19 protein-coding genes and 1 tRNA gene are annotated in these 26,320 nt (G+C 63.5%); 12 read left to right on the top strand and 8 right to left on the bottom strand.

Translation table 11 applies throughout. The features are described from left to right. Positions 1–2: 2 nt before the first annotated feature. From MF4836_RS26755 to MF4836_RS26765, 3 genes are all read right to left on the bottom strand, one after another. Positions 3–1,685, bottom strand: coding sequence for a flavin monoamine oxidase family protein (locus MF4836_RS26755; RefSeq protein WP_078472847.1), 1,683 nt, complete (start codon positions 1,683–1,685; stop codon positions 3–5). A gap of 267 nt (positions 1,686–1,952) precedes the next feature. Beyond that, complete coding sequence (locus MF4836_RS26760; protein WP_078472848.1) at positions 1,953–2,414, bottom strand: Lrp/AsnC family transcriptional regulator; 462 nt, start codon at positions 2,412–2,414, stop codon at positions 1,953–1,955. Positions 2,415–2,482: 68 nt separating this feature from the next. Further along, entirely contained in the window at positions 2,483–3,394 is a 912-nt protein-coding gene (locus tag MF4836_RS26765; RefSeq protein ID WP_078472849.1) for a sugar ABC transporter substrate-binding protein, read from the bottom strand. A 240-nt stretch (positions 3,395–3,634) separates the two neighbouring features. On the opposite strand from MF4836_RS26765, the gene MF4836_RS26770 reads away from it, so the two are divergent. After that, positions 3,635–6,004, top strand: coding sequence for a glucose/quinate/shikimate family membrane-bound PQQ-dependent dehydrogenase (locus tag MF4836_RS26770; protein ID WP_078472850.1), 2,370 nt, complete (start codon positions 3,635–3,637; stop codon positions 6,002–6,004). A gap of 123 nt (positions 6,005–6,127) precedes the next feature. Here MF4836_RS26770 and MF4836_RS26775 read toward each other — a convergent pair whose 3' ends face one another. Beyond that, a complete protein-coding gene (locus tag MF4836_RS26775; protein WP_078472851.1) occupies positions 6,128–7,246 on the bottom strand; it encodes a succinylglutamate desuccinylase/aspartoacylase family protein in 1,119 nt (372 codons plus the stop codon). A gap of 107 nt (positions 7,247–7,353) precedes the next feature. Beyond that, the gene (locus MF4836_RS26780; protein ID WP_078472852.1) at positions 7,354–8,271 is read right to left on the bottom strand and encodes a LysR substrate-binding domain-containing protein; all 918 of its coding nucleotides are present in this window, start codon (positions 8,269–8,271) and stop codon (positions 7,354–7,356) included. Positions 8,272–8,465: 194 nt separating this feature from the next. Here MF4836_RS26780 and MF4836_RS26785 point away from each other — a divergent pair, with 194 nt between their 5' ends. The 11 genes from MF4836_RS26785 (at position 8,466) to MF4836_RS26835 (ending at position 20,329) form a co-directional block, all read left to right on the top strand. Continuing rightward, positions 8,466–10,067 carry a 5-guanidino-2-oxopentanoate decarboxylase gene (locus MF4836_RS26785; RefSeq protein WP_078472853.1) on the top strand — a complete coding sequence of 534 codons (1,602 nt, stop codon included), beginning with the start codon at positions 8,466–8,468 and terminating at the stop codon, positions 10,065–10,067. Between the two features lie 34 nt (positions 10,068–10,101). Then, positions 10,102–11,685 carry a peptidase M20 gene (locus MF4836_RS26790; protein ID WP_078472854.1) on the top strand — a complete coding sequence of 528 codons (1,584 nt, stop codon included), beginning with the start codon at positions 10,102–10,104 and terminating at the stop codon, positions 11,683–11,685. A 59-nt stretch (positions 11,686–11,744) separates the two neighbouring features. Beyond that, the gene (locus tag MF4836_RS26795; RefSeq protein WP_020295443.1) at positions 11,745–12,533 is read left to right on the top strand and encodes an ABC transporter ATP-binding protein; all 789 of its coding nucleotides are present in this window, start codon (positions 11,745–11,747) and stop codon (positions 12,531–12,533) included. 55 nt (positions 12,534–12,588) lie between these two features. Further along, on the top strand, positions 12,589–13,365 hold the full coding sequence (locus MF4836_RS26800) for a transporter substrate-binding domain-containing protein (RefSeq protein ID WP_078472856.1): 777 nt from the start codon (positions 12,589–12,591) through the stop codon (positions 13,363–13,365). 36 nt (positions 13,366–13,401) lie between these two features. Next, positions 13,402–14,115 (top strand): ABC transporter permease, encoded by a 714-nt coding sequence (locus MF4836_RS26805; RefSeq protein WP_078472857.1) that lies wholly within the window; start codon positions 13,402–13,404, stop codon positions 14,113–14,115. A 9-nt stretch (positions 14,116–14,124) separates the two neighbouring features. After that, the gene (locus MF4836_RS26810; RefSeq protein ID WP_078472858.1) at positions 14,125–14,814 is read left to right on the top strand and encodes an ABC transporter permease; all 690 of its coding nucleotides are present in this window, start codon (positions 14,125–14,127) and stop codon (positions 14,812–14,814) included. A 48-nt stretch (positions 14,815–14,862) separates the two neighbouring features. Further along, on the top strand, positions 14,863–16,044 hold the full coding sequence (locus tag MF4836_RS26815) for a pyridoxal phosphate-dependent aminotransferase (protein WP_078472859.1): 1,182 nt from the start codon (positions 14,863–14,865) through the stop codon (positions 16,042–16,044). Positions 16,045–16,136: 92 nt separating this feature from the next. Beyond that, positions 16,137–17,885, top strand: a complete 1,749-nt coding sequence (locus tag MF4836_RS26820; protein ID WP_078472860.1) for an amidohydrolase — start codon at positions 16,137–16,139, stop codon at positions 17,883–17,885. Continuing rightward, the gene (locus MF4836_RS26825; RefSeq protein ID WP_078472861.1) at positions 17,882–18,802 is read left to right on the top strand and encodes a CobW family GTP-binding protein; all 921 of its coding nucleotides are present in this window, start codon (positions 17,882–17,884) and stop codon (positions 18,800–18,802) included. The genes MF4836_RS26820 and MF4836_RS26825 overlap by 4 nt, the downstream gene beginning before the upstream one ends. 244 nt (positions 18,803–19,046) lie before the next feature. Next, on the top strand, positions 19,047–19,733 hold the full coding sequence (locus MF4836_RS26830; RefSeq protein WP_153050272.1) for a CatB-related O-acetyltransferase: 687 nt from the start codon (positions 19,047–19,049) through the stop codon (positions 19,731–19,733). Between the two features lie 44 nt (positions 19,734–19,777). Then, the gene (locus tag MF4836_RS26835; RefSeq protein ID WP_078472863.1) at positions 19,778–20,329 is read left to right on the top strand and encodes a serine acetyltransferase; all 552 of its coding nucleotides are present in this window, start codon (positions 19,778–19,780) and stop codon (positions 20,327–20,329) included. A 133-nt stretch (positions 20,330–20,462) separates the two neighbouring features. On the opposite strand, the gene MF4836_RS26840 is transcribed toward MF4836_RS26835, so the two are convergent. The 3 genes from MF4836_RS26840 to rpoD all read right to left on the bottom strand — a co-directional run bounded on the left by MF4836_RS26840 (position 20,463) and on the right by rpoD (position 26,265). Further along, positions 20,463–20,539: transfer RNA gene (locus MF4836_RS26840), tRNA-Ile, on the bottom strand. A gap of 15 nt (positions 20,540–20,554) precedes the next feature. Further along, positions 20,555–24,298, bottom strand: coding sequence for an EAL domain-containing protein (locus tag MF4836_RS26845; protein WP_078472864.1), 3,744 nt, complete (start codon positions 24,296–24,298; stop codon positions 20,555–20,557). A 119-nt stretch (positions 24,299–24,417) separates the two neighbouring features. Beyond that, on the bottom strand, positions 24,418–26,265 hold the full coding sequence (rpoD, locus tag MF4836_RS26850) for an RNA polymerase sigma factor RpoD (RefSeq protein WP_078472865.1): 1,848 nt from the start codon (positions 26,263–26,265) through the stop codon (positions 24,418–24,420). Positions 26,266–26,320: the final 55 nt, after the last annotated feature.

Here is a 26,320-nt window from a genome sequence, read left to right on the forward strand (position 1 = left end):
GACTATTCGGCCAGGGCGATGGGGCCGATTTCGTGGAACACATCGCCTGGGCCCGGGTTTTCGGCGTGGGTCTGCCCGCCGAAGTGCTTCATGATGCCCCAAACCGCATTCAAGGAGGTCTGTACCGCGCCTTCGACCCAGGCCGGGGTCCATGACACATCGTCGCCGGCGATAAAGATTCCGCGTTGTTCGGCGGGCATATCGTCCTGCATGAAGTGCGCGTACATCCGTTGGTTGTAGCGGTAGTGGCCCGGCAGCGCGCCTTTGAAGGCACCGAGGAAATGCGGGTCGGCTTCCCAGGACACGGTGATCGGATCGCCGATGATGCGCGCGGCGATGTCGACTTTCGGGTAGATCTTTTTCAAGGCATCGAGGGCCAGCTTCACGCGCTTTTCCACCGGGTGCGGGAGCATTTTCAGGGCGTCGCTCATCCATGAGTAGGACAGGCAGATCACCCCCGGCTTGTCGTCGCCGTTATCGAACAGATAAGTGCCACGGGTCAGGCGGTCGGTGAGGGTCATGCTCATCAGGTCGCGCCCGGTTTCCGGGTCTTTGTCCTTCCAGAATGGCCGGTCGACCATGACGAAGGTTTTCGACGACTGCATGTAGCGCGTGCGGTCCAGGGCCATCCACATCTTTTGCGAGAACAGGGTTTCGTCGCATTCGATCTGGGTGGTCAGCAGCCAGCTCTGGCAAGTGGTCAGCACCGCTGCGTATTCCCGGGTATCGCCCCAGTTGTCGGTCACCGCAAAGCGCCCGTCGGCGGCGTGGGCGATGCGTTTCACGCCTGTGCGCGGTGCGCCGTTATGCAGCGAGCTGAGGCTGGTGCCTTCGGGCCAGTGCGCGCAACGCTCGGGCACATGGCGCCAGATGCCCAGGGGCACTTGCTCGACGCCGCCGACCACGAGGTGCTGGTGATCGTCGCAGTTGGTCATGACCACGCGGAAGATTTCCAGCATCGAGTTGGGGAAGTCCGAGTCCCAGCCGCCGGTGCCGAAGCCGACCTGGCCGAACACTTCACGGTGGTGGAAGGACAGCTTGGCGAAGGCTTTGGAGGTGGCGACGAAGTCGTAGAAGGTGCGGTCGTCCCACAGCGGTACCAGGGTATTCCACAGTTGCTTGAGGCGCGGCACATCGCGTTCGCGAATGGCTTGCTGGATCTCGCCGAAGCGCGAACCGTCCTCCAGGGCATCGGCCCAGGCGTCGGCCACTTCCTGGAACAGTGCCGGCAGGTCGGCGAGTTTCTGCGCGTAGTGGGTCTGGCCTTCGAGGTCGATCACGGTGCTGCCCGAGGCCGGGGTCAGCGGGTTGGGGAAGGGCTTGGTTTGCAGACCGAGCTTGTCGACATAGTGATAGAAGGCGGTGGATGACACCGGAAACCGCATGCCGCCCAACTCGGCGATGATGCCCTCGGCGCCTTCAAAGGCCTGGGAGCGCAGGCGTCCGCCCATCTTCGAGGCTTCATACACCACGGGCTTGAGGCCCAGTTTCATCAGTTCGTACGCAGCCACCAGGCCGGCGATACCGGCACCGACAATGGCCACCTCGGCGCCGTGGTTGGCCTGGGGAATGCTGCCCAGGCCGGCGGGGTTCTCGATCCAGTCGTCAAACGCAAAAGGGAAGTCCGGGCCGAAAATGGTGATCGGTTTTTTACCGTCTGCAGGATGGCGATTGTTCTTGTTCATGGCGGGACCTTGCTGGCGGCTCACGCAGAGCGTTGAGTATAGAAAAAGCTGGCAGCCATTCTAGGGAGCGTAACGCCCGTAAATAAGACGCAAAGTGTCGTCGTTTTGGATTCATATAAGGCGATATGACGAAATAATGTGAATTAACGACGAAGTGTGGCTGGTGGTGAAGTATCGGGCGCTGTCAGGCGATGGGTTTACACCTGACACTTTTCGGGCGCGATTTGGGCCAGCGCAGCCTCGCGCTGCTCGGCAGCGGTTACAGGGTCAGAGGGGGTGGCCGCGGTCGATTTTGCTGCTGAGGATGATGGAGGTGGTGGTTTTTTCGACGCCGTCGACGCTGCCGATCTGGTCGAGCAATTGGTCGAGCTGTTCCGGCGAGTCGGTGCGCAGCCAGGCCACATAATCGAATTCGCCGCTGACCGCGCACAATTGCTGGACCTGGGCCATGGCGCTGAGGCGGCGCAGCACTTCCTTGCCCGAGCGCGGCTGGACCTTGATGCCCACATACGCTTGCAGGCCGCCATCGATCACCCGTTGCCCCAGGCGCACGCCATAGCCGGTGATGACTCGGGCTTTTTCCAGGCGGGCCAGGCGCGAGGTCACGGTGGTCCGCGCGATGCCCAGTTGCCGGGCCAGCATGGCCACGCTTTCGCGGGCGTTGATCTGCAAGGCGGCAATCAGTTGACGATCGATTTCGTCGAGGACGGGAGGGCGGCTTTCAGACACGGTGGGCTCCGGCGCGGGAATCGGTGGGCGAGCATGTTACAGCCTCGCCCGCACCGACGCTCGCCGCGCTACTGACGCTGGAACTGCGCGTAGTTCTGCGGGGTGACCAACTGCGTGGGAATCCAGATATCGCCTTGCAAGGCTTCGTGGTTGATCAGTTGCACGGCGGCGTCCAGGGAGCCGGCACCGATGGCCACCGGATCGCGGAAAACACTGACCGCCAACTGGCCTTTTTTCAGTGCCAGCAAGCCGTCCGGGGTGCCGTCGATGCCGCCCACCAAGATGTCGTCGCGCCCGGCCTGGCGCAGGGCCATGGCGGCGCCGATGCCCATTTCGTCATTGTTGGCGGCGACCGCATCAATGGCCTGGCCCTTGGTCAGCCATTCGTTCATCAGGTCCATGCCTTTTTCCCGCTGCCAGTCGCCGGACTGCTCTTCGACGAGCTTGATGCCCGGGTAGTTGGCCAGTACGTCCTTGACCCCGTGGGTGCGCTTGCCGGTGTCGCTGTGGGCCAGGCGCCCGAGAATCACTGCGAGGTTGCCTTTGCCGCCCATCTTCTCGGCCAGGTACTGCATCTGCAGGCGGCCGATGGCGCGCTCGTCGGTGCCGACAAACACCACGCCGGCCGGCAGGGTTTCGACTTCGGGACGGCTGTTCATGTAGACCAGGGGGATGCCGGCCGCCAGGACCTTTTCGCTGATCTTGCGGGTGGCGGCGGTGTCGGCCGGGTTGACGATGATGGCGTCGACCTTCTGGCTGATAAAACTCTCGACCTGGCTCAACTGGCGCACCACGTCGCTGGCGGAGTCCTCGACCTGCAGGGTGACGCCGCCCGGCACCTGCCTGGCGCGGTCTTGCATGGCTTTCACCAGGTAGGAAATGTAGTTGTCGTACTGCCCCACCGTAACGCCGATGCGCAGTTCGGCGTGGGCGGAAACAGAGAGCAGCAACACGCACAGGCAGCCCAGGAAACGTCTCATGGCATCTGATCCTTTTTTATTGTGGGAGACGAGGAACGGCAGATTCTGTAAATACATTATTGGAATAAATATTCCATAACAATACTGTTTGGAATTTATTATTTTCTTCGCGGTACGGCTTTATGGCTAATCTGAAACCGCTCATGACATTTTTTGCCACAAATTGGCTGCGACAAGTTGTCATAAGTAACTAGGTAGTACATTCTCTCGCCCACGTTAAAGATGGGAGAAATTTCCGACATGAACAACTCTGGAGCTGCCGCCGGCAGCAAATGGCTGCTGGTGGGCCTGGGTGTCCTGATCGCACTGATCGGGCTTGGCCTGGCAGGTGGCGGTGGCTACCTGGTGAGTCTGGGTGGCAGTGGGTACTTCCTGCTGATGGGCCTGGCGATGCTGGTTTCCGGCCTGTTGATCGCCCGCCGCGACCCTCGCGGTGCCTGGATCTATGGCGTGGCCCTGGTGCTGACCGCGATCTGGGCGGTGTGGGACACCGGCCTGGAATACTGGCCGCTGGTGTCGCGGGTCCTGACCTTCGCCGTGATCGGCCTGGTGGTGGCTCTGGTTTACCCGACCCTGGTGCGGGCTTCCGGCGCGACCGCCGGCCGTGGCGCCTATGGCTTGGCCGGTGTGCTCGGCCTTGGCGTGGTGGCGACCCTGGCCTACATGTTTGTGCCGACCCATGTGGTCAAGGCCAGCGTCGAGCCGGCGGTGACCCCGGTGGTACCGGGCACCGAGCAGAAAGACTGGGCGCACTGGGGCAACACCACGGCGGGCAACCGTTTTGCCGCGCTGGACCAGATCAACAAAGGCAATATCGACAAGCTGCAAGTGGCCTGGACCTTCCGCACCGGCGACATTCCCGAGAGCAACGGCTCTGGCGCCGAAGACCAGAACACCCCATTGCAGGTCGGCGACAATATTTACGTCTGCACCGCCTACGGCAAAGTCTTCTCCCTGGACGCTGACACCGGTGCCGAGCGCTGGAAGTTCGACCCCAAGGGCAGCGCACCGAACTGGCAGCGTTGCCGTGGCCTGGGTTACTTCGATAGCAGCAGCGCAGCGACCGGGACCGCGCAGCCCGTGGCGGCGAGCGCCTGTGTCAAACGGCTGTTCCTGCCGACCATCGATGCCCGCCTGATCGCCATCGACGCCGAAACCGGCAAGCCCTGCGCCGACTTTGGCGACCAGGGCACGGTTGATCTGAAAACCGACATGGGCGAAGTCAAACCCGGTTATTACCAGCAGACCTCGACCCCCCTGGTGGCGGGCAATGTGGTGATTGTCGGCGGCCGCGTCGCCGATAACTTCTCCACCGGCGAACCACCGGGCGTGGTGCGTGCGTTCGACGTGCGCAGCGGCGAGCTGGTCTGGGCCTGGGATCCGGGCAACCCGAACACCACCAAGCGGCCACCGGCGGGCGAGACTTACACCCGCGGTACGCCTAACGTGTGGTCGGCGATGTCTTATGACCCCAAGCTGGGCCTGGTCTACCTGCCGACCGGCAACGCGACCCCGGACTTTTTTGCGGGTGAACGGACCGAGTTCGATGACAAGTGGAGCTCCTCCATCGTCGCCCTCGACGTTGCAACCGGCCAGGTGCGCTGGCACTTCCAGACCACCCACCACGACCTCTGGGATTTCGACCTGCCGGCGCAGCCGCTGCTGTACGACGTGCCGGACGACAAGGGTGGCGTGCAACCGGCGCTGGCCCAGGTCACCAAGCAGGGCGAGATCTTCCTGCTCAACCGTGAGACCGGCAAGCCGATTGCCCGGGTCGAAGAGCGGCCGGTGCCCCAGGGCAATGTGCCGGGCGAGCGTTATTCGCCGACCCAGCCGTTCTCCGTGGAAATGCCGTCGATCGGTAACCAGACCCTCACCGAAGCCGATATGTGGGGTGCCACGCCATTCGATCAGTTGATGTGCCGGATCCAGTTCAAGGGCATGCGCCACCAGGGCGTCTACACCCCGCCGGGCCTGGACCGTGCCCTGCAATTCCCGGGTTCCCTGGGGGGCATGAACTGGGGCAGCGTGTCGGTGGACCCGAACACGCACTACATGTTCGTCAACGACATGCGCCTGGGCCTGGCCAACTACATGATCCCGCGGGACAAGATCGCCGCCGGTGCCAGCGGCATCGAAATGGGCGTGGTGCCCCAGGCCGGCACGCCGTTTGGCGCCATGCGTGAACGCTTCCTGTCGGCGGCTGGCATTCCGTGCCAGAAACCCCCGTTCGGCACCATGTCGGCCATCGACCTGAAGACCCGCAAGCTGATGTGGCAGGTGCCGGTGGGCACCGTGCAGGACACCGGCCCGATGGGCATCCGCATGCACATGCAGATCCCGATCGGCATGCCGACCCTGGGCGCCTCCCTGGCCACCCAATCCGGCCTGCTGTTCTTCGCCGGCACCCAGGACTTCTACCTGCGCGCCTTCGACACCGGCAACGGCAATGAAATCTGGAAATCCCGCCTGCCGGTGGGTAGCCAGTCGGGGCCGATGACCTACGTGTCACCGAAAACCGGCCAGCAGTACATCCTGCTCACCGCCGGTGGCGCCCGTCAGTCGACGGACCGGGGCGATTACGTGATCGCCTATGCGCTGCCCAAGTAAGGGCTGACACCGCACAGTGAAAAGCCGCGCATTGCGCGGCTTTTTCATGGGCCAGGGTTTTGCGTCGGCTTGGGGCTGCGCCGTCCCAGCAGAGTGACGTCTGGTTCACTGAGGGGCCCAGCGTCAGGCCGATACCTGCACCCCTTCCGGCAGGGGGGCGGCACCGGCGATCTTGCACAGTTCCACGCCCGGGGCGGCGAAGCGGATGGCAGAGCGCATGTACATCACACCGCAGGTTGAGCTGCGCACCACCTGGGTCACGCCGGACAGTGGGTCGATCAGTTCCACCACCGGGTCCCCGTGGTTGATCCAGGCCCCGGGTTTATGCAGGAACACCACCAGCCCGGCGCAGGGCGCACGCAAGGTCAGCGAGCCGGCAAAAGGCGTCGCCGGGTGGTGCAGCGCCGGCATTGCCGGAGCCTCGCCGCCCACGACTCCCAGGTGCTGCAGGTAGGCGAAGAGCTGCCCGGCATCGCTTTGTGCCAGGCCGTGTTCGACATCGGCTTCGCCCCGCAGCTCCAGGGTCACGCTGGCGCAGCCCAGGGGGATCGGGAAGTGTTCGCCGAACCGCTCGGCCAGGCGCCACCAGGGTTGGCCGCAAGCCTCGTCGAACGAGCCGGCGCCGGTGCCGCTGGCCAGCAGGCTGGCGTGCACGCCCAGGTAGCGGGCCAGGGGTTCGATCTGCGGCCAGTAAGGGGTTTCGGCGTACAGGTGAAGGATGGCCTGGGCGTCGCAGTGCAGGTCCAGCACCACATCGGCGTCATGGGCCAGCAGCAGTTGGGCCCGCCGCAATGAGTCGAGCTCGCTGGTGACCGGCCATTGTTGCAAGGCCTGGCCCATGGCCTGACGGATCAGGCGCCGATTGTCCGAGGCGTCCTGGCCCAGGCGTGCCTCGAGGCCGTCGCTGATCAACGCCGCCAGGTCGGGGTAGCGGCGGTTGAAGTTTTCCCCACTGTTGAAGTCGAAGCGGCCCATGGCATCGTGCATCAGGGTCTGTTCCAGGCCCACCGGGTTGGCGATCGGCACCAGGACGATTTCCCCGTGGATTGCACCCTCTGCCTGGGCCTGGTCCAGGCGCTGGCGCAGGTGATGCAGCACCAGCATGCCGGGCAGTTCATCGGCATGCAGGCTGGCCTGCAGGTAGACCTTTTTGCCCCGCCCGGGTTCGCCGTAATGCAAACTCGTCAGGTCCCGTCGGGTGCAGGGGCTGCGGGCCAGCAAGGGCTGGTGTTGGACACGCATGGGGGCTTCCTCGGCAGTGATGGCGGGCCATTCTCGGTAAAGCAAAACAGCCCATCAATCGAAGAATTTGCGCCTCACTGGTGAGCGCAATTGCCCATTGCCGCGGCTCAACTGCTGATCGGCGGCTTGTCGCTGATGCCCTGGGTGGTGGCCAGCAACTGGTTTTTCAGCCAGGTACTGAAGGCCTGCACCACCGAGCGTTCGGCCTTGGTCGGGTCGACCACCAGGAAGTAGCCGCGCAGCGGGTTGATGGCAATCTCGAACGGCCTGACCAGCAGGCCTCGCGCCAGGGCATCGCCACTGAGCAGGTTGTCGCCGATGGCCACGCCCTGGGCTGCGATGCAGGCCGATTGGGCGCAATGGGCGTCGGAAAAAATGATCCCGCTGCTGGCGTCGATGCTGGAGGCCCCGGCCGCCGCCAGCCAGACCCGCCAGTCGGTCTGGTCGCTCATGTGGATCAGCGGAAAGCCGGCCAGCTCCTGAGGTGTTTTCAGGCCGCCCAGGGCGTTGATCAGGCGTGGGCTGCACACCGGGAAAAAGTGCAAGGCGACGATCTGCTCCACCAGCAAGTCCGGCCAGTCGCCAATGCCATAAGCGATGAACAGGTCGGCATTCGGGTCGCTGGTGTCGTCCGGTGCGCGAGGGGTGACCACCTGCAATTGCACCTGCGGGTACTGCCGCAGGAAATCGTTGATGTGGTAGCACAGCCAGAAGCTGGCGAACCCCGGGTTGCAGCTGATGCGCAATTTGCCCGAGATCTGCTGGTCCTCGAAGCGGCGGCCGGCTTCCTGGATGTCGGCGAGGATCTGGTGCACTTCGCGGGCATAACATTCACCGCGATAGGTCAGACCAATGCCACGGCCGATGCGTTCGGTGAGGGCAAAGCCCAGGCTCTGTTCGAGGCTGTTGATCTGATGGCTGATGGCGCTGCGGGTCAGGTTCAACTGGCGCGCGGCGTCGGTCACGCTGCCCAGGCGGGCGACCGCATCCAGGGCGCGCAAGGCGGTCATCGAGGGGTAACGCATGCAACCTCCTGGCAGCGATGGGGTGCCTTCCAGCCCGGGCAGACAGGCAACAAGGCGGCTGATGTTTGGGTAATTTAATTTGACATTAACGCAAAATAAATTCGATTGATGTAATTATTCATTCACCAATACTAGGGACCTGCGCCAGCTCCGGGTGAGCCTGGCCACTAATAAAAATAATGTGAGGAGCTCCCATGGTCAGTTGTGCCCAGGCGTTGGTCCGGTTGCTTGAAGGCTATGGCGTGGAGTCGGTATTCGGCATTCCAGGCGTGCATACGGTCGAGCTTTATCGTGGGTTGCACGGCAGTTCCCTGCGTCATGTCAGCCCGCGCCATGAACAGGGTGCCGGCTTCATGGCCGACGGTTATGCCCGTGCCAGCGGCAAGCCGGGAGTGTGTTTCATCATTACCGGCCCCGGCATGACCAACATCCTCACGGCCATGGGCCAGGCCTACGCCGACTCGGTGCCGATGCTGGTGATTTCCACCACCAGCCGCCGTGAGCATCTGCGCCTGGGCCACGGTTACCTGCATGAGATGCCTGACCAGCGTGCCATGGTCGCCGGGGTCTGCGCCTTCAGCCACACCCTGCAACGCCCGCAGGAACTGCCGGAACTGCTCGGCCGGGCCTTTGCCCTGTTCGGCTGCTCGCGTCCGCGCCCGGTGCATATCGAGATCCCGCTGGATGTACTGGAAATGCCGGCCGACGACCTCGACCTGCGCCCCCGCGCCTTGCCCCAGGCGCCCGCACCGGCGGCCGAAGCCATTGCCAGCGCGGTGCAGTTGCTGAGTCAGGCGCGCAAGCCGTTGATCCTTGCCGGAGGCGGCGCACGTCGCGCCGCGGGTGCATTGCGCGCCCTGGCCGAACGCTTGCAGGCACCGGTGGCGCTGACCACCAACGCCCGAGGCCTGCTGCCCCCGGAACACCCGTTGCTGCTCGATGGCGTGCAGTCGTCGAGCCATGGTCGCGAGCTGATCGCCGAGGCTGACGTGGTGCTGGCGGTGGGCACTGAACTTGGGGAAACCGACTACGACTTCTTCGGCCTCGGGCCCTTGCGCCTGAACGCACCCTTGATTCGCCTGGACATCGACCCGCTGCAGATTCTCGGCGCCCTGCGGGCCGACATCGGCCTGCTGGGGGATGCCGGGCAGGGCTTGCAGGCGCTGCACGACGCTCTGCCGGAGCGGCCTGCGGGTACCTGGGCCGAGGCGCGGGTGGCCGCCGTGAATGCGGCTGAGCGCGCGGGCTGGAACCACAAGCAAGGGCGGATGCAGGCGCTGCTCGATACCCTGCGCGACAGCCTGCCGGCACCGATAGTGGTCGGTGATTCGACCCAGCCGGTGTACCAGGGCGCCCTGGGCTACCGGGCGCCGCAGGCCAATAGCTGGTTCAACGCCGGCACCGGGTTCGGCACCCTGGGCTACGCCTTGCCGGCCGCCATTGGCGCCAAGCTGGCGATGCCGGGCCGTCCGGTGCTGGCGCTGGTGGGGGATGGCGGGGCGCAGTTCTCCAGCGCGGAGCTGATCGCGGCCCAGGAGGCCGGGCTGGGAGTGATTCTGGTGCTGTGGAACAACCACTGCTACGGCGAGATTCGCGACTACATGACCGCACGGGATATCGCGCCGCTGGGGGTGGACATCCTGACCCCGGATTTCGCCGCCCTGGCCCAGGCCAGCCACGTGCAGTACCACCGCGTGAGCGCACGCGCAGCGCTGGGCGAATTGCTGGCCAGCCTGGCCGATACACGGCAGCCGGTGCTGATCGAAGTGGACGCCCAAGCCTTTCTCTCGGCCTGACCCAACAGCCGCGAAACCACCTGGAGTTGTGTGCATGTCTCCCTACAAGCAATTTGCCCTCGATTGGGTCGAACGCCATCGCCAGCAGCTGTCGGACTGGCATCAGATCATCTGGCATTACGCCGAGCCGGCGTTTCGCGAATACAAGTCCTGCGCCTGGTACGTGCAGTTGCTGGAAGCTGAAGGCTTCACCGTGGAGCAGAACAGCGGCGGCATGCCCACCGCCTTCTGCGCCACCTTCACCCAGGGCACGGGCCCGGTGCTGGCGACCTACGCCGAGTACGACGCAGTGCCCGGCAACTGCCAGGCGGCGACCACCCGCAAAATGCCCCGTGACGGCCTGTCGCGCTTTGCCCCGGGGCATACCGACCCGCATTCGGCCCTGGGCATCAGCGCCCTGGGCGGGGCCTTGGCGGCAAAAGCGGCGATGCTCGAATTCGGCCTGCAGGGCACCATCAAGTTCTTCGGCGAGCCGGCGGAAAAACTCCGCGCCTCCAAGCCGGTGCACGCGGCCAAGGGTTACTACGATGACCTGGACGCGGCCATCAGCTTTCACCCGACCTACATGCTGCCGCTGAACAACACCACCACCTGGAATACCCATTGCGGTATTGCCTACGCCTATATCTACAGCTTCACCTGCGACGACCCGCAAAACTGGATCGCCGCCGATCGCTACAGCCCGATCCCGCAAAACCACCTGGCTGCCCGGGCGCCGGGGGCCAACGATGCCCTGGTGCACTTCTACACCCTGAACGAAAGCCTGCGTCGCTCGACCCTGCCGTTCACCGGCCTGTGGAGCTACAACGAGGCGATTCTCACCGCCGGCCAGGCCACCGCCGACAACTTGCCGCCACACCTGTCGCAAATCCAGTACCTGCTGCGCTGCGACTCCATCGAGCAGGCCGAAACCATCTCCCAGGTGATGGACAACAACGCCGCTGCGGCCGCCATGGCCACCGGTTGCCAATGGAAAAAAACCTGGGTCTGCAAGTCGCGCGGCGGCCTGCCCAACCATGTGCTGGCCCAGTCCACCTACGACAACCTGGCCGCCATCGGCGCACCACGCTGGGATGAAGAGGCCTGTGCCATTGCCCGCGAGATCCAGGTCAACCTGGGTCTTGCGCCGATGGACAAGCCCTTCCTGCCGGCCATCGAGGAGTTGATCGACCCCCAGGAATGCGAGCGCCAGCTGCGCCTGCAAATGCCGGCCTGGCAGAACTACCTGACCTCCGACGACTACCCGGAATACACCTGGCACTGCCCCACCGTGCGCCTGCTGGTGGCCCGGCCGATGCTTGCCGCGCCGCCGGGCACGGTCTACCCGGACTGGGTTTCCAACGCCCTGGGCGGGATTGCCCAGACCATCGACCCAATGATCGATGTCGCGGCCAAGACCATTGCCTGCACCTTGCTCGACCTGTTCGGCGATGCCGACCTGCTGGGCGCGGCCAAGGCCGAGTTCGAGCAGCGCACCGGCGGCGGGATTGGCGGCAGTCGCTGGCAGGCGCCGCTGCTGCCGGCGGACTTCAAGGCCCCGCACCGCTTCCGCTGGCCGGAGTACATCCGCACCGCGCGGGGCGAAGAGTGGTGGATTCCCGCCCGCGATGACGAATGACGGCTGGCTTACGCCGCGCAACCAGAGCAACCAGGGGAGACACAGACGTGCCTGCAGCAGTGAATAAAAACAGTCCGGACACCCCGGTAGTCGCGATTGACGACTTGCACAAGAGTTATGCCGATCACCATGTCCTGAAGGGGATTTCGCTGCGCGCCAACGAGGGCGAAGTGGTGTCGCTGATCGGCTCCAGCGGCTCGGGAAAAAGCACCTTGCTGCGCTGCATCAACCTGCTGGAAGTGCCGTGCAGCGGCAGCTTGCGCATCAATGGCGAACAGGTGAAGTTGAAGACCAACGCCCGGGGCGTGGCGCAGATTGCCGACGCGCGCCAGGTGGAGCGCTTGCGTACCCGGCTGAGCATGGTGTTTCAGAGCTTCAACCTGTGGCCGCACCGCACGGTGCTGGAAAACGTCATCGAAGCCCCGGTATTTGTCTTGGGCGAAGACCGCAAGGAGGCCATCGCCCACGGCGAGCACCTGCTGGAGAAGGTCGGCCTGATCGACAAGCGTGACGTGTTCCCGGCCTTTCTTTCCGGCGGCCAGCAGCAACGGGTGGCCATTGCCCGGGCCCTGGCCATGCGGCCCCAGGTGATGCTCTTCGACGAGCCGACCTCGGCCCTCGATCCGGAGCTGGTGGGCGAGGTGCTGCGGGTGATCCAGGGCATTGCCGAAGAGGGGCGGACCATGATCCTGGTCACCCACGAAATGGCGTTTGCCCGGGATGTTTCGAGCAAGGTGGTGTATTTGCATCAGGGCCAGGTGGAAGAGGAAGGGCCGCCGGCCCAGGTATTACTGGACCCGCGCAGCGAACGCTGCCGACAATTTGTGATGGCGCAGGACAACCGCTGACCTGGCTCAAACGGCCTGACCCAACAATAACAATCGATAAAACGAGGGTTTCATCATGAAAAAGACACTGTTGCTCCTGCTCCAGGCGTGCGTCCTGACGTGTGCCGGCGCACCGGCTTTCGCCGCAGACAAGGTGGTGTTCGGCATCGCCCTGGAACCCTATCCGCCGTTCTCCTACAAAAATGGCAGTGGTGCCTGGAGCGGTTTCGAGCCGGACATGATCAGCGCGGTGTGCGCGCAGATGCAGGCCGACTGCAAGCTCAATGAAATGGCCTGGGACGGGCTGATTCCGGCGCTCAAGTCGCAGCAGGTGGATGTGGTGCTCAACTCGCTGTCGATCACCCCGGAGCGCAAGGAGGTGATTGATTTCACCCAGCCTTACTTCTTCACCCGTGCGCTGTGGGTGGCCGACGCCAGCCTCAAGGTCGATCCCACGCCCGAGGGCCTGAAAGGCAAGATCATCGGCGTGCAGGGTTCCACCACTCACTCGGCGTACATCAAGAAGTACTTCGGCGCCAACTCCACCGTGCGCTACTACAACGACCAGGACGACATCCTCGCCGACCTGCGCAGTGGCCGCATCGACATCTTCCTGGCCGATCAATTGGCGGTGGAGCCGCTGCTGGACAGCCCGGACAACGCGATGCTCGCCAGCAAAGGCGTGGCGCCCCTGGACCCGCTGTTCGGCGAAGGCGTCGGCGCCGGTGTGCGCAAAGGCAACGATGCCCTGCGCGAGCGCCTGAACGTGGCCTTGCAGGCCCTGCGGGACAATGGCACCTACGAGAAGATTCGCGCCAAGTACTTCAAGACCGATATCTCGTCCCTTGAATAATCACGCTCTACAGGTCCATCCCCGGCAGGTGCGCTTATGACTGTATCGGAAATCTACCGGCTGTTTTTTGCCGAGGGCTGGCTCCAGGCCCTGGCCCAGGGGATGGTGAAAACCCTGGGTATCTCCCTGGGCGCCTTTATCCTCGGGCTGGCCATCGGCTTGCTGGTGGCCATGGTCAAGCTGCGTGGCCCACGCTGGCTGGTGCTGTGCGCCAACTGCTACACCACCCTGTACCGCGCGGTGCCGGAACTGCTGCTGATCCTGCTGCTGTATTACGCCGGCACCGACCTGATCAACCTGCTGATGGCCCAGCTGGGGCGGCCGGGGGTGGAGGTCAACGGTTTCATGGCGGCCATCGTGGTGCTGGGGATCGTCCAGGGCGCCTACTCCGGAGAGATCATCCGCGGCGCGATCCAGGCCATTCCCCATGGCCAGATCGAGGCGGCGCGGGCCTATGGCATCAATCGCCTGTTGCTGCTGCGGCGCATCGTGCTGCCTAGCATGATGCCGTTCGCCATCGCCGGGCTGTCGAACCTGTGGCTGGTGCTGGTCAAGGAAAGCGCGCTGATCAGCGTCGTCGGCTACACCGAGCTGCTGTCGGCGGGGCGCCAGGCGGCGGCATCGACCAAACACTACCTGCTGTTCTACCTCGCGGTGGCGGCGTTCTATTACCTGATCACGCTGGTCTCCAGCTCGGTGTTCCGGCAGCTCGAAGTGCGCTTCGAACGCTGGATGCCACGACACGTCTAGGAGGCGGGCATGGACTTCAACTGGCTGAACAACTTTTCCAGCGAACTGATCCGTGGCGCCTGGATCACCTTCCAGTTGCTGCTGATTTCCGGCGCCCTGGGGTTTCTGATGGCGGTCGGCGTGGCGTTGGGTCGCTTGTCGCGCAACCCGCTGCTGGCCAACGGGCTGCGTTTCTACACCAGCGTGTTGCGCGGCACGCCGCTGCTGGTGCAGATCTACATCCTCTACTACGGTGTCGGCAGCGTGTTTGCCAGCTTCCCGCTGATTCGCGGCAGCCTGCTCTGGCCGTACCTGCGTGAAGGCTTCTGGTACGTGGCCCTGGCCCTGACCTTGAGCGTGTCGGCCTATGTCGGCGAAGTACTGCGCGGCGGCCTGCGCGCGGTGCCGCGGGGTGAGCTGGAAGCGGCTCGGGCCTATGGCATGCGGCCCTGGCTGGTGCTGCGCCGGGTGTGGATGCCCCGAGCCTTGCAGATGCTGCGCCCGACCCTGGCCGGGGAAAGCGTGATGCTGCTCAAGGCCACGGCCCTGGCGTCCACTGTGGCGGTCACCGACCTGCTGGGTGCGGCCAACCTGGTGCGTGCCCAGACCCTGCGGGTCTACGAGCCGCTGCTGGTGGTAGCGGTGATCTACATCATTCTGGCGATCGTGATCGAGCAGGCCTTCAACCGCATTGGCAAGACGCCACAGCGCCAGGCCTGAGATCTGAATTCATTTAAGCGTTGGCCGAGGGCCGGCGAGGAGTGGCTAATGCAGTATTCATCCGTGGTCAAACGCATCAGCGGCGAGACCGTCAGTGCCTGGGACATCCACTACGCCGCCTGCGACGCCCAGGAGCGCGGCGAGGATGCGATTGTGCTGAGCATCGGCGATCCGGACTTCGCCACCGACGAGGCAATCTGCGCCGCAGCCGTCCAGGCTTTGAAGGAAGGCGACACCCATTACACCCACGTGGTCGGGCGCCCGGCCCTGCGCGCGGCGATCGCCGCCAAGCAGGCAGCCCTGCTCGACTTGCCGGTAACTGCGGAAAACATCGCAGTGGTCGCCGGTGCGCAGAATGGCTTGTATGCCACCGCCATGTGCCTGTTCGAGCAGGGCGACGAAGTCCTGGTGCCGGAGCCGATGTACCTGACCTACGCCGCCAGCATCCAGGCCAGCGGCGCGCGGCTGGTGTCGATCGCGCAGCCGGCGGCGGAGGATTTCCGGCTCAGCGTGGCGGCCCTCGAGGCGCAGATCACCGAGCGCACCCGGGGCATCGCCCTGGCCACGCCGAACAATCCCACCGGCAACGTCTACACCCTCGAAGAACTGGAAGCGGTGGCCCTGGTCGCCCGGCGCCATGACTTGTGGGTGATCAGCGACGAAGTCTATGGCCAGCTCACCTACGACCGGCCCCACCAGAGCGTGGCCACCTTGCCCGGCATGCTGGAACGCACCGTGGTGCTCAACAGCCTGTCCAAGTCCCATGCCATGACTGGCTGGCGCGTTGGTTGGGTGGTGGCGCCCACCGAGCTGGTCGGGCATCTGGATAACCTGCTGCTGTGCATGCTGTACGGCTTGCCGGGGTTTATCCAGGCGGCGGCGCTGAAGGCGCTGGAGCTGGACGAGCAGATCGTCGGCCAGGCCCGTGAGCTGTATCGCCGGCGCCGCGACCTGGTGGTGGCCGGCCTGGGCCAGTTGCCGCTGCTCAAGTGCAAGGTCCCGGAGGCGGGCATGTTCATGTTGGTGGACGTGCGCGGCACGGGGCTGTCGAGCACCGAATTCGCCTGGCAGCTGTTCCGTGCCACCGGTGTCTCGGTGCTTGATGCCAGTGCGTTCGGCGCCAGCACCGCAGGCTTTGTCCGGGTCTCCTTCACGGTTTCCGACACGGCCCTCAGCGAAGCCTGCCGGCGCATCGCCCGCTTCGTCGAAAGCCTGGAGGCCGGCCGCTAGAGCCTGCCCCAACCCCGCTGACTGACTTCGTCCAACGGCGCGAAAACGCGCCGCAGGGCCTCCCTTTGCCTAGAAAAAAGCAGGTGCCGCACATGACAGCCATCGACAACTTCACATCGACCCACTCCAGCAGTGGGCTGTTTGCCGATCTGATCCTCGATAACGGAAGGATCCGTACCATGAACCCGGCCCAGCCCTGGGCTGAAAGCGTGGCGATTCGTGGCGGCCGCCTGATTGCGGTGGGCCTGCGCGGCGACGTGTTGCCGTTCAAGGGCCCGCTGACCCGGGTGCATGATCTGCAAGGGGCGTTCTGCATGCCTGGCCTGCACGATATGCACACCCACCCGGACCTGGCGCTGGCCCCACGCTTCAGCGACGACCTGGACGTGGGCATCGAAGACCCGACCCCGGAGCAGCTCAAGCAGGCGATCCTGGCCTACGCCGAGAGTCACCCGGGCGATGGCTGGATTCATGGCCAGTACTGGGTGCGCTACACCTTTCGCGAGGCGGGACTGACCCCGGGGCGGGCCTGGCTCGACAGCATCCTGCCGGATCGCCCGATCGCGCTGCTCGATCGCATGTGGGGCACCATGATGGTCAACTCTCGGGCCCTGGAGCTGGCAGGCATCGACCGCCATACCAGCGACCCGCGCAACGGCTACCTGGAACGCGACGAACTGACGGGCGAACCCACCGGGCTGATGATCGACGGCGCCTACGCCATGATCCACGCCGCCATGCCGCCGACCCCGGTGGAGGTGCTGCGCCAGGCCTACCGCGATGGCGTGCACTTCCAGAGCGCCCGCGGCGTGACGGCCAGCAAGTACGTGCATGTCTGTGAGCAGCGCCTGCAAGCCCTCAAGGAACTCGACGACCAGGGCCAGTTGACGGTCCGTATCGAAGCGGCCATCAGCTGGCAGGACGATATCTTCCCGGTGCGCCGGCGCTGGGAGCTGCTCAGCGGCGAGCGGCACTATTACCGCAGCGCGCGGCTCAGTGCCAACGCGGTCAAGTTTCACTTTGATGGCACCGTGGAGCCGCGCTCGTCCTACCTGCTGACCCCCTGGCCGCAGGAAGCGAGCTGGCGCGGCAAGCTCAACCTGACGCCTGAGCACATCACCGACATGGTGGTCGACATGGACCGCCGTGGCCTGCGGGTGATCGCCCACTGCACCGGCGATGGCGCCTCCGACGTTTTCCTCGATGCGGTGGCCGAGGCGCGCCGGCGCAATGGCTTCAGCGGGATTCGCCATCAGTGCGCCCACAGCACCTTGCTGCACCCGGGCAACCTCAAGCGCTTTCGCGAGCTGGAAGTGATTGCTGAATTTTCCCCGGCGGCCTGGTACCCGACGCCGTTCGCCACCGGCGCCCGCTCCGGCTACGGCCAGGAGCGCCTCAAGCGTATCTATGACTTCAAGGGCGTGTTGGCGGCGGGCGGTATCGCGGTCATGGGCACCGACTGGCCGGTGGCCTCGATCGACCCCTGGCTGGCACTGGAGACCATGGTCACCCGGCAGAACCCGTGGAACCAGGAGCCTGACTGCTTCGGTGAACCGATCTCCCTGGAGCAGGCACTGCAAGTGGTGACCAGCAATGGCTCCTATGCCATGGGCCTGGAGCACCTCACCGGCAGCCTGGAGGTGGGCAAGTCGGCGGACCTGATCGTGCTCGACCGCGACCTGTTCGCCCAGCCGGCGCGCAACTATATCCACCGCACCCAAGTGCAACTGACCCTGGTTGAAGGCCAGCCGGTGTACGACTTGCAGGGGCTGTTCGATGACACCCCGCTGCAGGCCACCTGGCGTGGGAAACCGCCGGTGCTGGAAGGAGAGGGGTCATGAACCGTATTGCCGTGACGGTGATCTGCGGCTTTCTCGGCGCCGGCAAGACCACCTTGCTCAACCGCATGGTCCAGCGCGACGACGCTGGGCGCCTGGCGGTGATCGTGAATGATTTTGGCGAGCTCAACATCGACGCGGCGATCATCGCCGAGGTGACCGATGCCGTGTACAGCCTGCAAAACGGCTGTATCTGCTGCACCGTCCAGGAAGACCTGCTGGCCCAGTTGGTCAGCCTCAGCCAACTGAGCCCGCGCCTGGAGCGCATCGTCATCGAATGCAGCGGGGTTTCCGATCCGCAGCGCATCCTGCAAACCCTGGCCTACCCGCAACTGCGCGCCCAATTGCAGCTCGATGCGGTGATCACCGTGGTCGACGGGGTCGGCTACAGCAGCCTGGAAGGGGAGTTTGCCCGCCTGTCCCGGGCCCAGGTCGCCTGTGCCGACCTGGTGCTGCTGAACAAGACCGATCTGCTCGCCCCGCAGGAACTGGCGGTGATACGCAGCAAGTTGGGGGCGAGGGTGCCGGTGATCGAGACGGTGTACGCCGAACTGCCCGACAGCCTGCTGCTCAGCGACCGGGGCGAGGCTGGCTCGCTGAAAATGCTCCCGGCCACCACCCGCCATGACCAACTGTTCGAATCCTGGCTCTGGCAGAGCCCGCAAGCCCTGGACCCTGAGCGCTTTCGCCAGTGGCTGGCGCAGATCCCGCCCCAGGTCTTCCGGGTCAAGGGCCTGGTGCACCTGCAAGGCATCCAGGCTCCCCAGTGGTTGCAACATGTCGGCCAGCGCAGCCAGTTCAGCGCCGCGCAAAACAGCGATGCACAGCAGGCGGTGCAACTGGTGTTCATCGCCCGTCGCGGCAGTGAACTGCGCGAAAGCCTGGGCCGCAGCCTGGAGGCGTGTTTGATTGCGGCTTGAGTGACAACGGCAGCGGCTGCAAGGGTGTTCGCGCGCCCGTTGTGGCCTTGCCCGGAGCCCCCGGTTTTGATCGATTCAGGCGCCAATCGGACGGCGCCGAAATCCAGGCGCCGCGCGTCCATTTTGTTTCCTGAACAAAGCGCCAAGTGCCAACAAAAACTCCTCTTGCTGATGTAATGTGCTGCACCGTGAGCGTTGCTCAGGTGGGTGCAGGGCAGGCATATTTCGATGGTCGGAGGTTGTGTTGGGCATAAGGGATTGGTACTGGAATCGCCAGGTCCGGCGGCATGGTTTCAAGTTTGGCACCGCTATTTCGACCATCGGCAAGCGAGCCACGCTCAAGCTGGAGGAAGGCGTACGCATGGGCCAGGTGGACATCGACGTTCGAGGCGAGCTGTCGATCGGTGCCCATACCTACATCAGGAGTGACAGTTGCCTGCAAATGGTGACCTCGATCGGGCGTTTCTGCTCGATCGGTGCCGGTGTGATCCTTGGCCAGGAGAAAAACAACCACCCTGCGGATTGGCTGAGCACCCACCCCTTCCAGTACACCGATACCGCCTGGCAATACGACGCGCACATCGACTTCGGCACCGTCGGCAATGACGTCTGGATCGGGCGCGACGCCATGGTTCTGGAGGGTGTCAACGTCGGCACCGGGGCGATCATCGCCACTCGCGCCCTGGTCACTCAGGATGTGCCCCCTTACGCTGTGGTGGCCGGGGTGCCGGCCAAGCTGATCCGCTACCGCTATTCAGCGGAAATGATTGAGCGCCTGCTGGCTTCAAAGTGGTGGGAGCGGGACATGTCGCAACTCAAGGACCTGCCCCTCAACGACCCGGCTTCCTGCCTCGAGCAACTGCCACAGCTGGCGCCAGCCAACTACCGACAGATCCAGCTGACCTGCAAAGGGTGCAAAGTGCTGCGCTGATGGTGTTCAAATGATCAATCCCGGAAACACATAGGACCGAACGCGTGACTCTTGACCAGTTGTTTGAGTATTGGCGGGTTGAAGTATCCAACAAGAAGAAAGTGGGCAGCCGGACCGGCCTGATCTCCAACATTCTCCGGCGGGCCAGGAGAGACAATAAACTGCGCTTCCTGTTCTCTTTCCGGCTTGCCCAGTACCTGCATGGACGGGGTGGATTCTGGGCCGCGCGTGCACGTCGGATGCAACAAAAGCTCAACCTCAAATACGGGGTCGATATTGATCTGGGCGCAGACATCGGCCCGGGGCTGCGCATTGCGCATCTGCCCGGAGTGGTGATTTCCGGCCATGCAAAAATCGGTCGGAATTTCTTTATCCGGCAAAATACGACGGTCGGGATCAAGACCCTCGGCCTCGATCACTACAACCTGAGGATCGGTGACAACGTCAGCGTCGGGGCTAACAGCTGCATCATCGGTGACGAACTGGTGGTGGGGGATAACGCCACGATCGGCGCGATGTCCCTGGTAAACAAAGACGTCCCCGCCAATTGCACCTTTTACAACGAGCGCAAGACCCAGGTCCGGCCTTCGCGGTAAATGCGTTGGCATCCTTTGAGGTGGGCAGGGGAGCGGGGTGCCGAGTGTTCCGCGAACTTCGCTGGAAGCACGTTTGAACGCTGGAAACGAACCTCCAGATACACGAAAGCCGCGCAATGCGCGGCTTTTTATTTGGTGGGCCCACACGGACTTGAACCGTGGACCAAAGGATTATGAGTCCTCTGCTCTAACCAACTGAGCTATAGGCCCTCAGTAGGCGGCGGATTATAACGACGGATTCTCGGCTGTGCTATCCGAAAAATCGGAAACGCCCATCTGCAGAAAAGTCGCGGCGAACTCATCGGCGCACAGCGGCAGGCTGACGATGTAGCCCTGGATCTGCTCGCAGCCTTCGGCGCCGAGAAATGCCTGTTGCTCATGGCTTTCGACGCCTTCGGCGATCACCGTGAATTGCATGCTGCGGCCCAGGGCGATGATGGCACGCACGATCGCTACGTCATGAGGGTCGTCCGGCAAGCCGCGGACAAACGACTGGTCGATTTTCAGGAAGTCCAGGGGCAGGCGCTTGAGGTAGCTGAGTGAGGAATAACCAGTGCCGAAGTCGTCGATCGCCAACTGGACCCCCAGGTGCTTGAGTTGATGCAGCACCTCCAGCGCCTCTTCGGTCTGGCTCATGATGAAGTTCTCGGTGATCTCCAGCTGCAGGAAGCCTGGCCGCAGGTGGTTGTCCTTGAGCAGTTGTTCGATGCGTCCCAGCAGGTTGGGCTGGCGCAGCTGGGCGCCGGCCAGGTTCACCGAGAGCGGGCCGAAGGGCGCATAGCGTTCGTTCCAGGCAGACATCTGCTGGCAGGCCTGCTCCAGCACCCAATCGCCGATCTGCAGGATCATGCCGTTTTCTTCGGCCAGCGGGATGAAGTCCTCCGGAGGCACATCGCCAAACGTCGGGTGCCGCCAGCGGATTAACGCCTCGGCGCCGACCAGTTCCTGATCGATAAGGCTGATCTTGGGCTGGTAGTAGAGAGACAGTTCGTTGCGCTCGATGGCGCGGCGCAGTTCGTGTTCCAGGGCGACCCGCTCGCTGGCCTGGGCGGTCAGGTCGCGGGTGTACCTTTCCACCCGGTTCCGGCCTTTGGCCTTGGAACGATACATCGCCGCGTCGGCGTTCTTGATCAATGTGGCAACGTCGGTGCCGTCTTTGGGGTAGAGGCTGGTGCCGATGCTGGCGCTGATGAAGAACTCATGTTCCCCGGCCTGGAAGGGCGCGCTGAAGCAGTTCAGGAGTTTGCCGGCAATGTGGTCGGCATCGCTGGCTTGCTGCAGCCCGGGCAGCAGAATGATGAACTCGTCGCCCCCCAGGCGCGCCACGGTATCGATGTCGCGCAACTGCTCCTTGAGGCGTACGGCAATGCCCTTGAGCAAAAGATCGCCGACCGGATGGCCGAGGCTGTCGTTGATGTGCTTGAAACGGTCGAGGTCGAGAAACAGCACCGCGCCCTGGCTGCCGTTTTCCTGCTGGCCGTTGAGCGCGGTCAGCAAGCGGCTCTCGAACAGGGTGCGGTTCGGCAGGCCGGTCAGCGGGTCATGGTGGGCTTGGTAATCGAGCCGTGCCTGGGCGTGCTTGAGGCTCGAGATGTCGGCGAACACCGCGACGAAATGGGTAATCGATTGCTCCTTGTTGCGCACGGCACTGATGGTCAGCCAGCTGGGGTACAGCTCGCCGTTCTTGCGCCGGTTGGAGATCTCGCCCTGCCAGTGTCCTTCTGCCGTCAACTGGTACCACATGGCGGCGTAGAAGGCGCTGTCGTGCAGGCCGGACGCCAGCAGGCGCGGCGTGTGGCCGAGGGCTTCGGCTTCGCTGTAGCCGGTGATCTCGGTGAATGCCCGATTGACCGCGCTGATGTGTTGCTGGGTGTCGGTGATCAGCACTCCTTCGGCGGTGCTCTCGAAGACGGTGGCGGCTTGCTGGAGCTTTTCCTGCATCACGTGGCGTTCGGTGATATCGCGGGCGATGGTCAGCATGCAGTCTTCGTTGCCGATGGGCAGGGGGCGGCTGGACAGCTCGCACAAACGGATCTGACCGTCGTTGCGCCGGATATGGCAGCTGAAATCCCGCACGTAGCCATCGCGGTTCAGCAGGTCGAGCATGTGTTTGCGCTCGTTGAGGTTGACCCAGATGCCCAGGTCCAGGGTCGAGCGATCCAGGGACATGGCGCTATTGAATCCGGTAATGCGGCTGAAGCCTTCGTTGACCTCGATCAGCAGCCCATCGCGCTGGCGGCTCAACAGCAAGCCGTCAGGCGAGGCGTGGAAGGCCTTGGCGAACTTCTCCTCGGAGGTCTGCAGCAACTGCTGGGTCTCCTTGAGCCGACTGATATCGCGCACCACCACCACCAGCGCCGGGGTGGTGTCGAGGTCGAAGGGTTCGGCGGAAATCAGGCCGGTGAACAACTGGCCGTTGTGTCGGCGAAAGGGCATCTCCAGGTTGCGGATACTCCCGGCTTGCAGGCGCAGCAGCAGGCCCGGCCCGACGCCCTGGATCCCCCAGATATTGAGGTTGGAGGCGGTCTGGCCGAGCACCTGTTCGGCCCGCAAGCCGATCTGTTCCTCAAAGGCCTTGTTGACCTCCAGCAGGCAGCCGTCCGACAGTCGCGCGATAACCAGGATGTCCGGGCATTGCTGGAACACCGAGGCGAACTTCTGCTCGGACAGGCGCAAGGCTTCCTCGGTGTGCTTGGCTTCGCTGATATCGATCATCAGTCCGCGCATCACCGGTTCGTGGCCATGTTCGATCAGACTGACAATGTCCCGTACCCACAGGCATCGGCCATCGGCGGTGATGACCCGGTAGTCGAGGCTGTGATCACGCCCGGCGAGCACTTCGTGGTCGCAGAAGGTCTGGGCGCGGGTCAGGTCGGCGGGGTGGATGATGTTGCGCCAGAACCCCGGAATCAGCCAATGGGACAGCGGGTAGCCCAACAGCGCCTCGGCGTGGGGCGAAACGTAGCTGTAGGTGTAGTCGCTGATCCGCGCTTCCCAGGCAATGGCCGACAGGCTCTCCACCAGGCCGCGGTAGTGGTACTCGCTGCTGCGCAGTTGCTGCTCGAGGGCCACGCGCCGGGAGATTTCCGAACTCAGACGGCGGTTGATGCGGATCACCACCGCCAGTACCGCGAACAGCAACAGCACTGTGGGCAGGCCGTAGACCAGCAGGTCTGACCAGAACGAACGGTGATCCAGCACATTGCCCACCCAGTGTTCCTGGATCACGCTGATTTCCGCAGGGGTGAGGTCGGCCAGGACCTTGTCGAGAATGCCGATCAGGATCTTTTCATCCCGTGGCGCGCCCATCGCCAGTTGATAGCGGTAGGGGGTTTCTCCGCTGACATACAGCCCATCCAGCTTGAGTTGTCGCAGGCTCCAGATGCTCGAGGCGAGGTCGCTGACTACCGCGTCGACCTGATCTGTCGCGAGGGCCTGCAGGGCCGAGCTGACATTGGGCAAGGCCACCAGGTTCAGGTCCGGATGGTGGGTGCGCAGCAGTTCATGGGGGGCATAATTTTCCACCACCGCGATCTTCAGGCCGTAGAGCTCCCTGAGGTTGTGGGGCTGGGCGCCACCCTCATGGGCGAGGATCACGATGGGAAAGTCGAGGTAAGGCCGGGTAAAGGCCAGGTAAGTCTGGCGTTCCGGGGTCGACATGATCCCCGGCAGCAGGTCCAGCTTGCCCTGTTTCGCCTGCTCGAGAACGGCGGTCCAGCTGACCGGTTCGATCGGGTTGAGTTTTATCTCCAGGCGGCGCTGGATCAGGCTGATGTAGTCAGCGGCCAGGCCCTGGTAACGCCCGTCCTCGTCGCGATACTCAAACGGCGGCCAGGACGCATCGACGCCCAGGCGCAATGTGGGGTGGGCCGCCAGCCAGTCACGCTCTTCATCGGTGAGAGTCAACGCGCCAGCCGTAGCGGTCCAGGCGAGCAGCGACAGCAGAAGCACGGCCGGCAGTCTGGGCATAACCGTCTCGTTATGGCACGGGGAATGTGTCGAGTGTAGACGGCAACGCGAGGCGGGGAGGGGGAGGGAAATTTAATCTGCGTAAAGCAAAACCCCCAGCAGGGCTGGGGGTTTTGGTATCACTCGTCGAGGAAGGAGCGCAGGTGCTCGCTTCTCGTCGGGTGGCGCAGCTTGCGCAGCGCCTTGGCTTCGATCTGACGAATCCGCTCACGGGTAACGTCGAACTGTTTACCAACTTCCTCGAGGGTGTGGTCGGTATTCATGTCGATGCCGAAGCGCATGCGCAGGACCTTGGCTTCACGGGCAGTGAGGCCGGAGAGTACTTCGCGAGTCGCTTCTTTCAGGCTCTCAACAGTGGCGACATCGATTGGCGACTGCATGGTCGAGTCTTCGATGAAGTCACCCAGATGGGAGTCTTCGTCATCACCGATCGGGGTTTCCATGGAGATCGGCTCTTTAGCGATCTTCAATACCTTGCGGATCTTGTCCTCAGGCATTTCCATGCGTTCGCCCAGCTCTTCCGGGGTCGGTTCACGACCCATTTCCTGCAGCATCTGCCGGGAAATACGGTTGAGCTTGTTGATGGTCTCGATCATGTGCACCGGAATACGGATGGTGCGGGCCTGGTCGGCGATCGAGCGAGTGATCGCCTGACGGATCCACCAGGTGGCATAAGTCGAGAACTTGTAGCCGCGACGGTATTCGAACTTGTCCACAGCCTTCATCAAGCCGATGTTGCCTTCCTGGATCAGATCGAGGAATTGCAGGCCACGGTTGGTGTACTTCTTGGCGATGGAGATCACCAGACGCAAGTTCGCTTCAACCATCTCTTTCTTCGCGCGGCGGGCCTTGGCCTCACCGATCGACATGCGACGGTTGATGTCCTTGATCTCGGCAATCGTCAGACCGGTTTCGGTCTCAAGCGCAGTCAGCTTCTGCTGGCAGCGAATGATATCGGGCTGCAGGCGACCAATGGCTTCGGCGTATTTGCTTTTGCCTTTGGCCAGCGCGTCGGTCCAGCTTTCATCAACTTCGTTGCCTGGGAACTGGCGCAGGAAGTCGGCACGCGGCATGCGTGCATCACGAACGCACAGTTGCATGATCGCGCGCTCTTGTTGACGCAGACGATCCAGAGCACTGCGAACACGCTCGACCAGGCCTTCGAATTGCTTCGGAACCAGTTTGATCGGCATGAACAGCTCAGCCAGGGCCAACATCTCGGCAATTGCCTGCTTGTTTGCGCGGCCGTGCTTTTTCAGCGCCTTGCGGGTGATTTCCATCTGGTCGGCCACGGCGCCAAAGCGCTGTGCAGCGATGACCGGATCAGGACCGCTTTCGGTTTCTTCTTCGTCGTCACTGGCTTCGGCGTCCTCTTCTTCGGTGTCATCGTCCGCTTTCGCGGCCTTGGCATCGACAGGCGGTGGCACTTCTGCAGCAGGCGGCGCGATGCCGTCGTCCGGGTCGATATAACCACTGAGGACGTCGGACAGGCGGCCACCTTCGGTGGTGACGCGAGTGTACTCGGAGAGAATGTGATCAACCGTGCCAGGGAAGTGCGCAATCGCGCCCATCACTTCACGGATACCCTCTTCGATACGCTTGGCGATTTCAATTTCGCCTTCACGTGTGAGCAGCTCTACCGTACCCATTTCACGCATATACATGCGCACAGGGTCAGTAGTGCGACCAATGTCGGTCTCAACCGCTGCCAACGCGGCAGCAGCTTCTTCAGCTGCGGCTTCGTCGGTATCGGCGTCGGCCAACATAAGGGCGTCCGCATCCGGAGCACTCTCGTGTACGGGGATCCCCATGTCATTGATCATGCGGATGATGTCTTCCACCTGCTCTGGATCTGAAATATCCTCAGGCAGGTGGTCGTTGACCTCTGCGTAAGTCAGATACTTCTGCTCACGACCCAGGGTGATCAACTCTTTGATACGAGACTGCTGTTGCGCTTTTCCGGACATAACACCCTATCCACTGAAGGTCTTGGCGGGCAAAAAACAAGCCGAGGATTATACC

It is taken from the genome of Pseudomonas sp. MF4836 (genome assembly GCF_002018875.1).
Classification (GTDB): domain Bacteria; phylum Pseudomonadota; class Gammaproteobacteria; order Pseudomonadales; family Pseudomonadaceae; genus Aquipseudomonas.

Bases quoted from the DNA above. Each gene is read 5' to 3' on its own strand.
- MF4836_RS26755 (WP_078472847.1), bottom strand. From the start codon at position 1,685: ATGAACAAGAACAATCGCCATCCTGCAGACGGTAAAAAACCGATCACC.
- MF4836_RS26800 (WP_078472856.1), top strand. From the start codon at position 12,589: ATGAAAAAGACACTGTTGCTCCTGCTCCAGGCGTGCGTCCTGACGTGT.
- MF4836_RS26770 (WP_078472850.1), top strand. From the start codon at position 3,635: ATGAACAACTCTGGAGCTGCCGCCGGCAGCAAATGGCTGCTGGTGGGC.
- MF4836_RS26765 (WP_078472849.1), bottom strand. From the start codon at position 3,394: ATGAGACGTTTCCTGGGCTGCCTGTGCGTGTTGCTGCTCTCTGTTTCC.
- MF4836_RS26785 (WP_078472853.1), top strand. From the start codon at position 8,466: ATGGTCAGTTGTGCCCAGGCGTTGGTCCGGTTGCTTGAAGGCTATGGC.
- MF4836_RS26780 (WP_078472852.1), bottom strand. From the start codon at position 8,271: ATGCGTTACCCCTCGATGACCGCCTTGCGCGCCCTGGATGCGGTCGCC.
- MF4836_RS26845 (WP_078472864.1), bottom strand. From the start codon at position 24,298: ATGCCCAGACTGCCGGCCGTGCTTCTGCTGTCGCTGCTCGCCTGGACC.
- MF4836_RS26820 (WP_078472860.1), top strand. From the start codon at position 16,137: ATGACAGCCATCGACAACTTCACATCGACCCACTCCAGCAGTGGGCTG.
- MF4836_RS26775 (WP_078472851.1), bottom strand. From the start codon at position 7,246: ATGCGTGTCCAACACCAGCCCTTGCTGGCCCGCAGCCCCTGCACCCGA.
- MF4836_RS26810 (WP_078472858.1), top strand. From the start codon at position 14,125: ATGGACTTCAACTGGCTGAACAACTTTTCCAGCGAACTGATCCGTGGC.
- MF4836_RS26825 (WP_078472861.1), top strand. From the start codon at position 17,882: ATGAACCGTATTGCCGTGACGGTGATCTGCGGCTTTCTCGGCGCCGGC.
- rpoD (WP_078472865.1), bottom strand. From the start codon at position 26,265: ATGTCCGGAAAAGCGCAACAGCAGTCTCGTATCAAAGAGTTGATCACC.
- MF4836_RS26805 (WP_078472857.1), top strand. From the start codon at position 13,402: ATGACTGTATCGGAAATCTACCGGCTGTTTTTTGCCGAGGGCTGGCTC.
- MF4836_RS26790 (WP_078472854.1), top strand. From the start codon at position 10,102: ATGTCTCCCTACAAGCAATTTGCCCTCGATTGGGTCGAACGCCATCGC.
- MF4836_RS26815 (WP_078472859.1), top strand. From the start codon at position 14,863: ATGCAGTATTCATCCGTGGTCAAACGCATCAGCGGCGAGACCGTCAGT.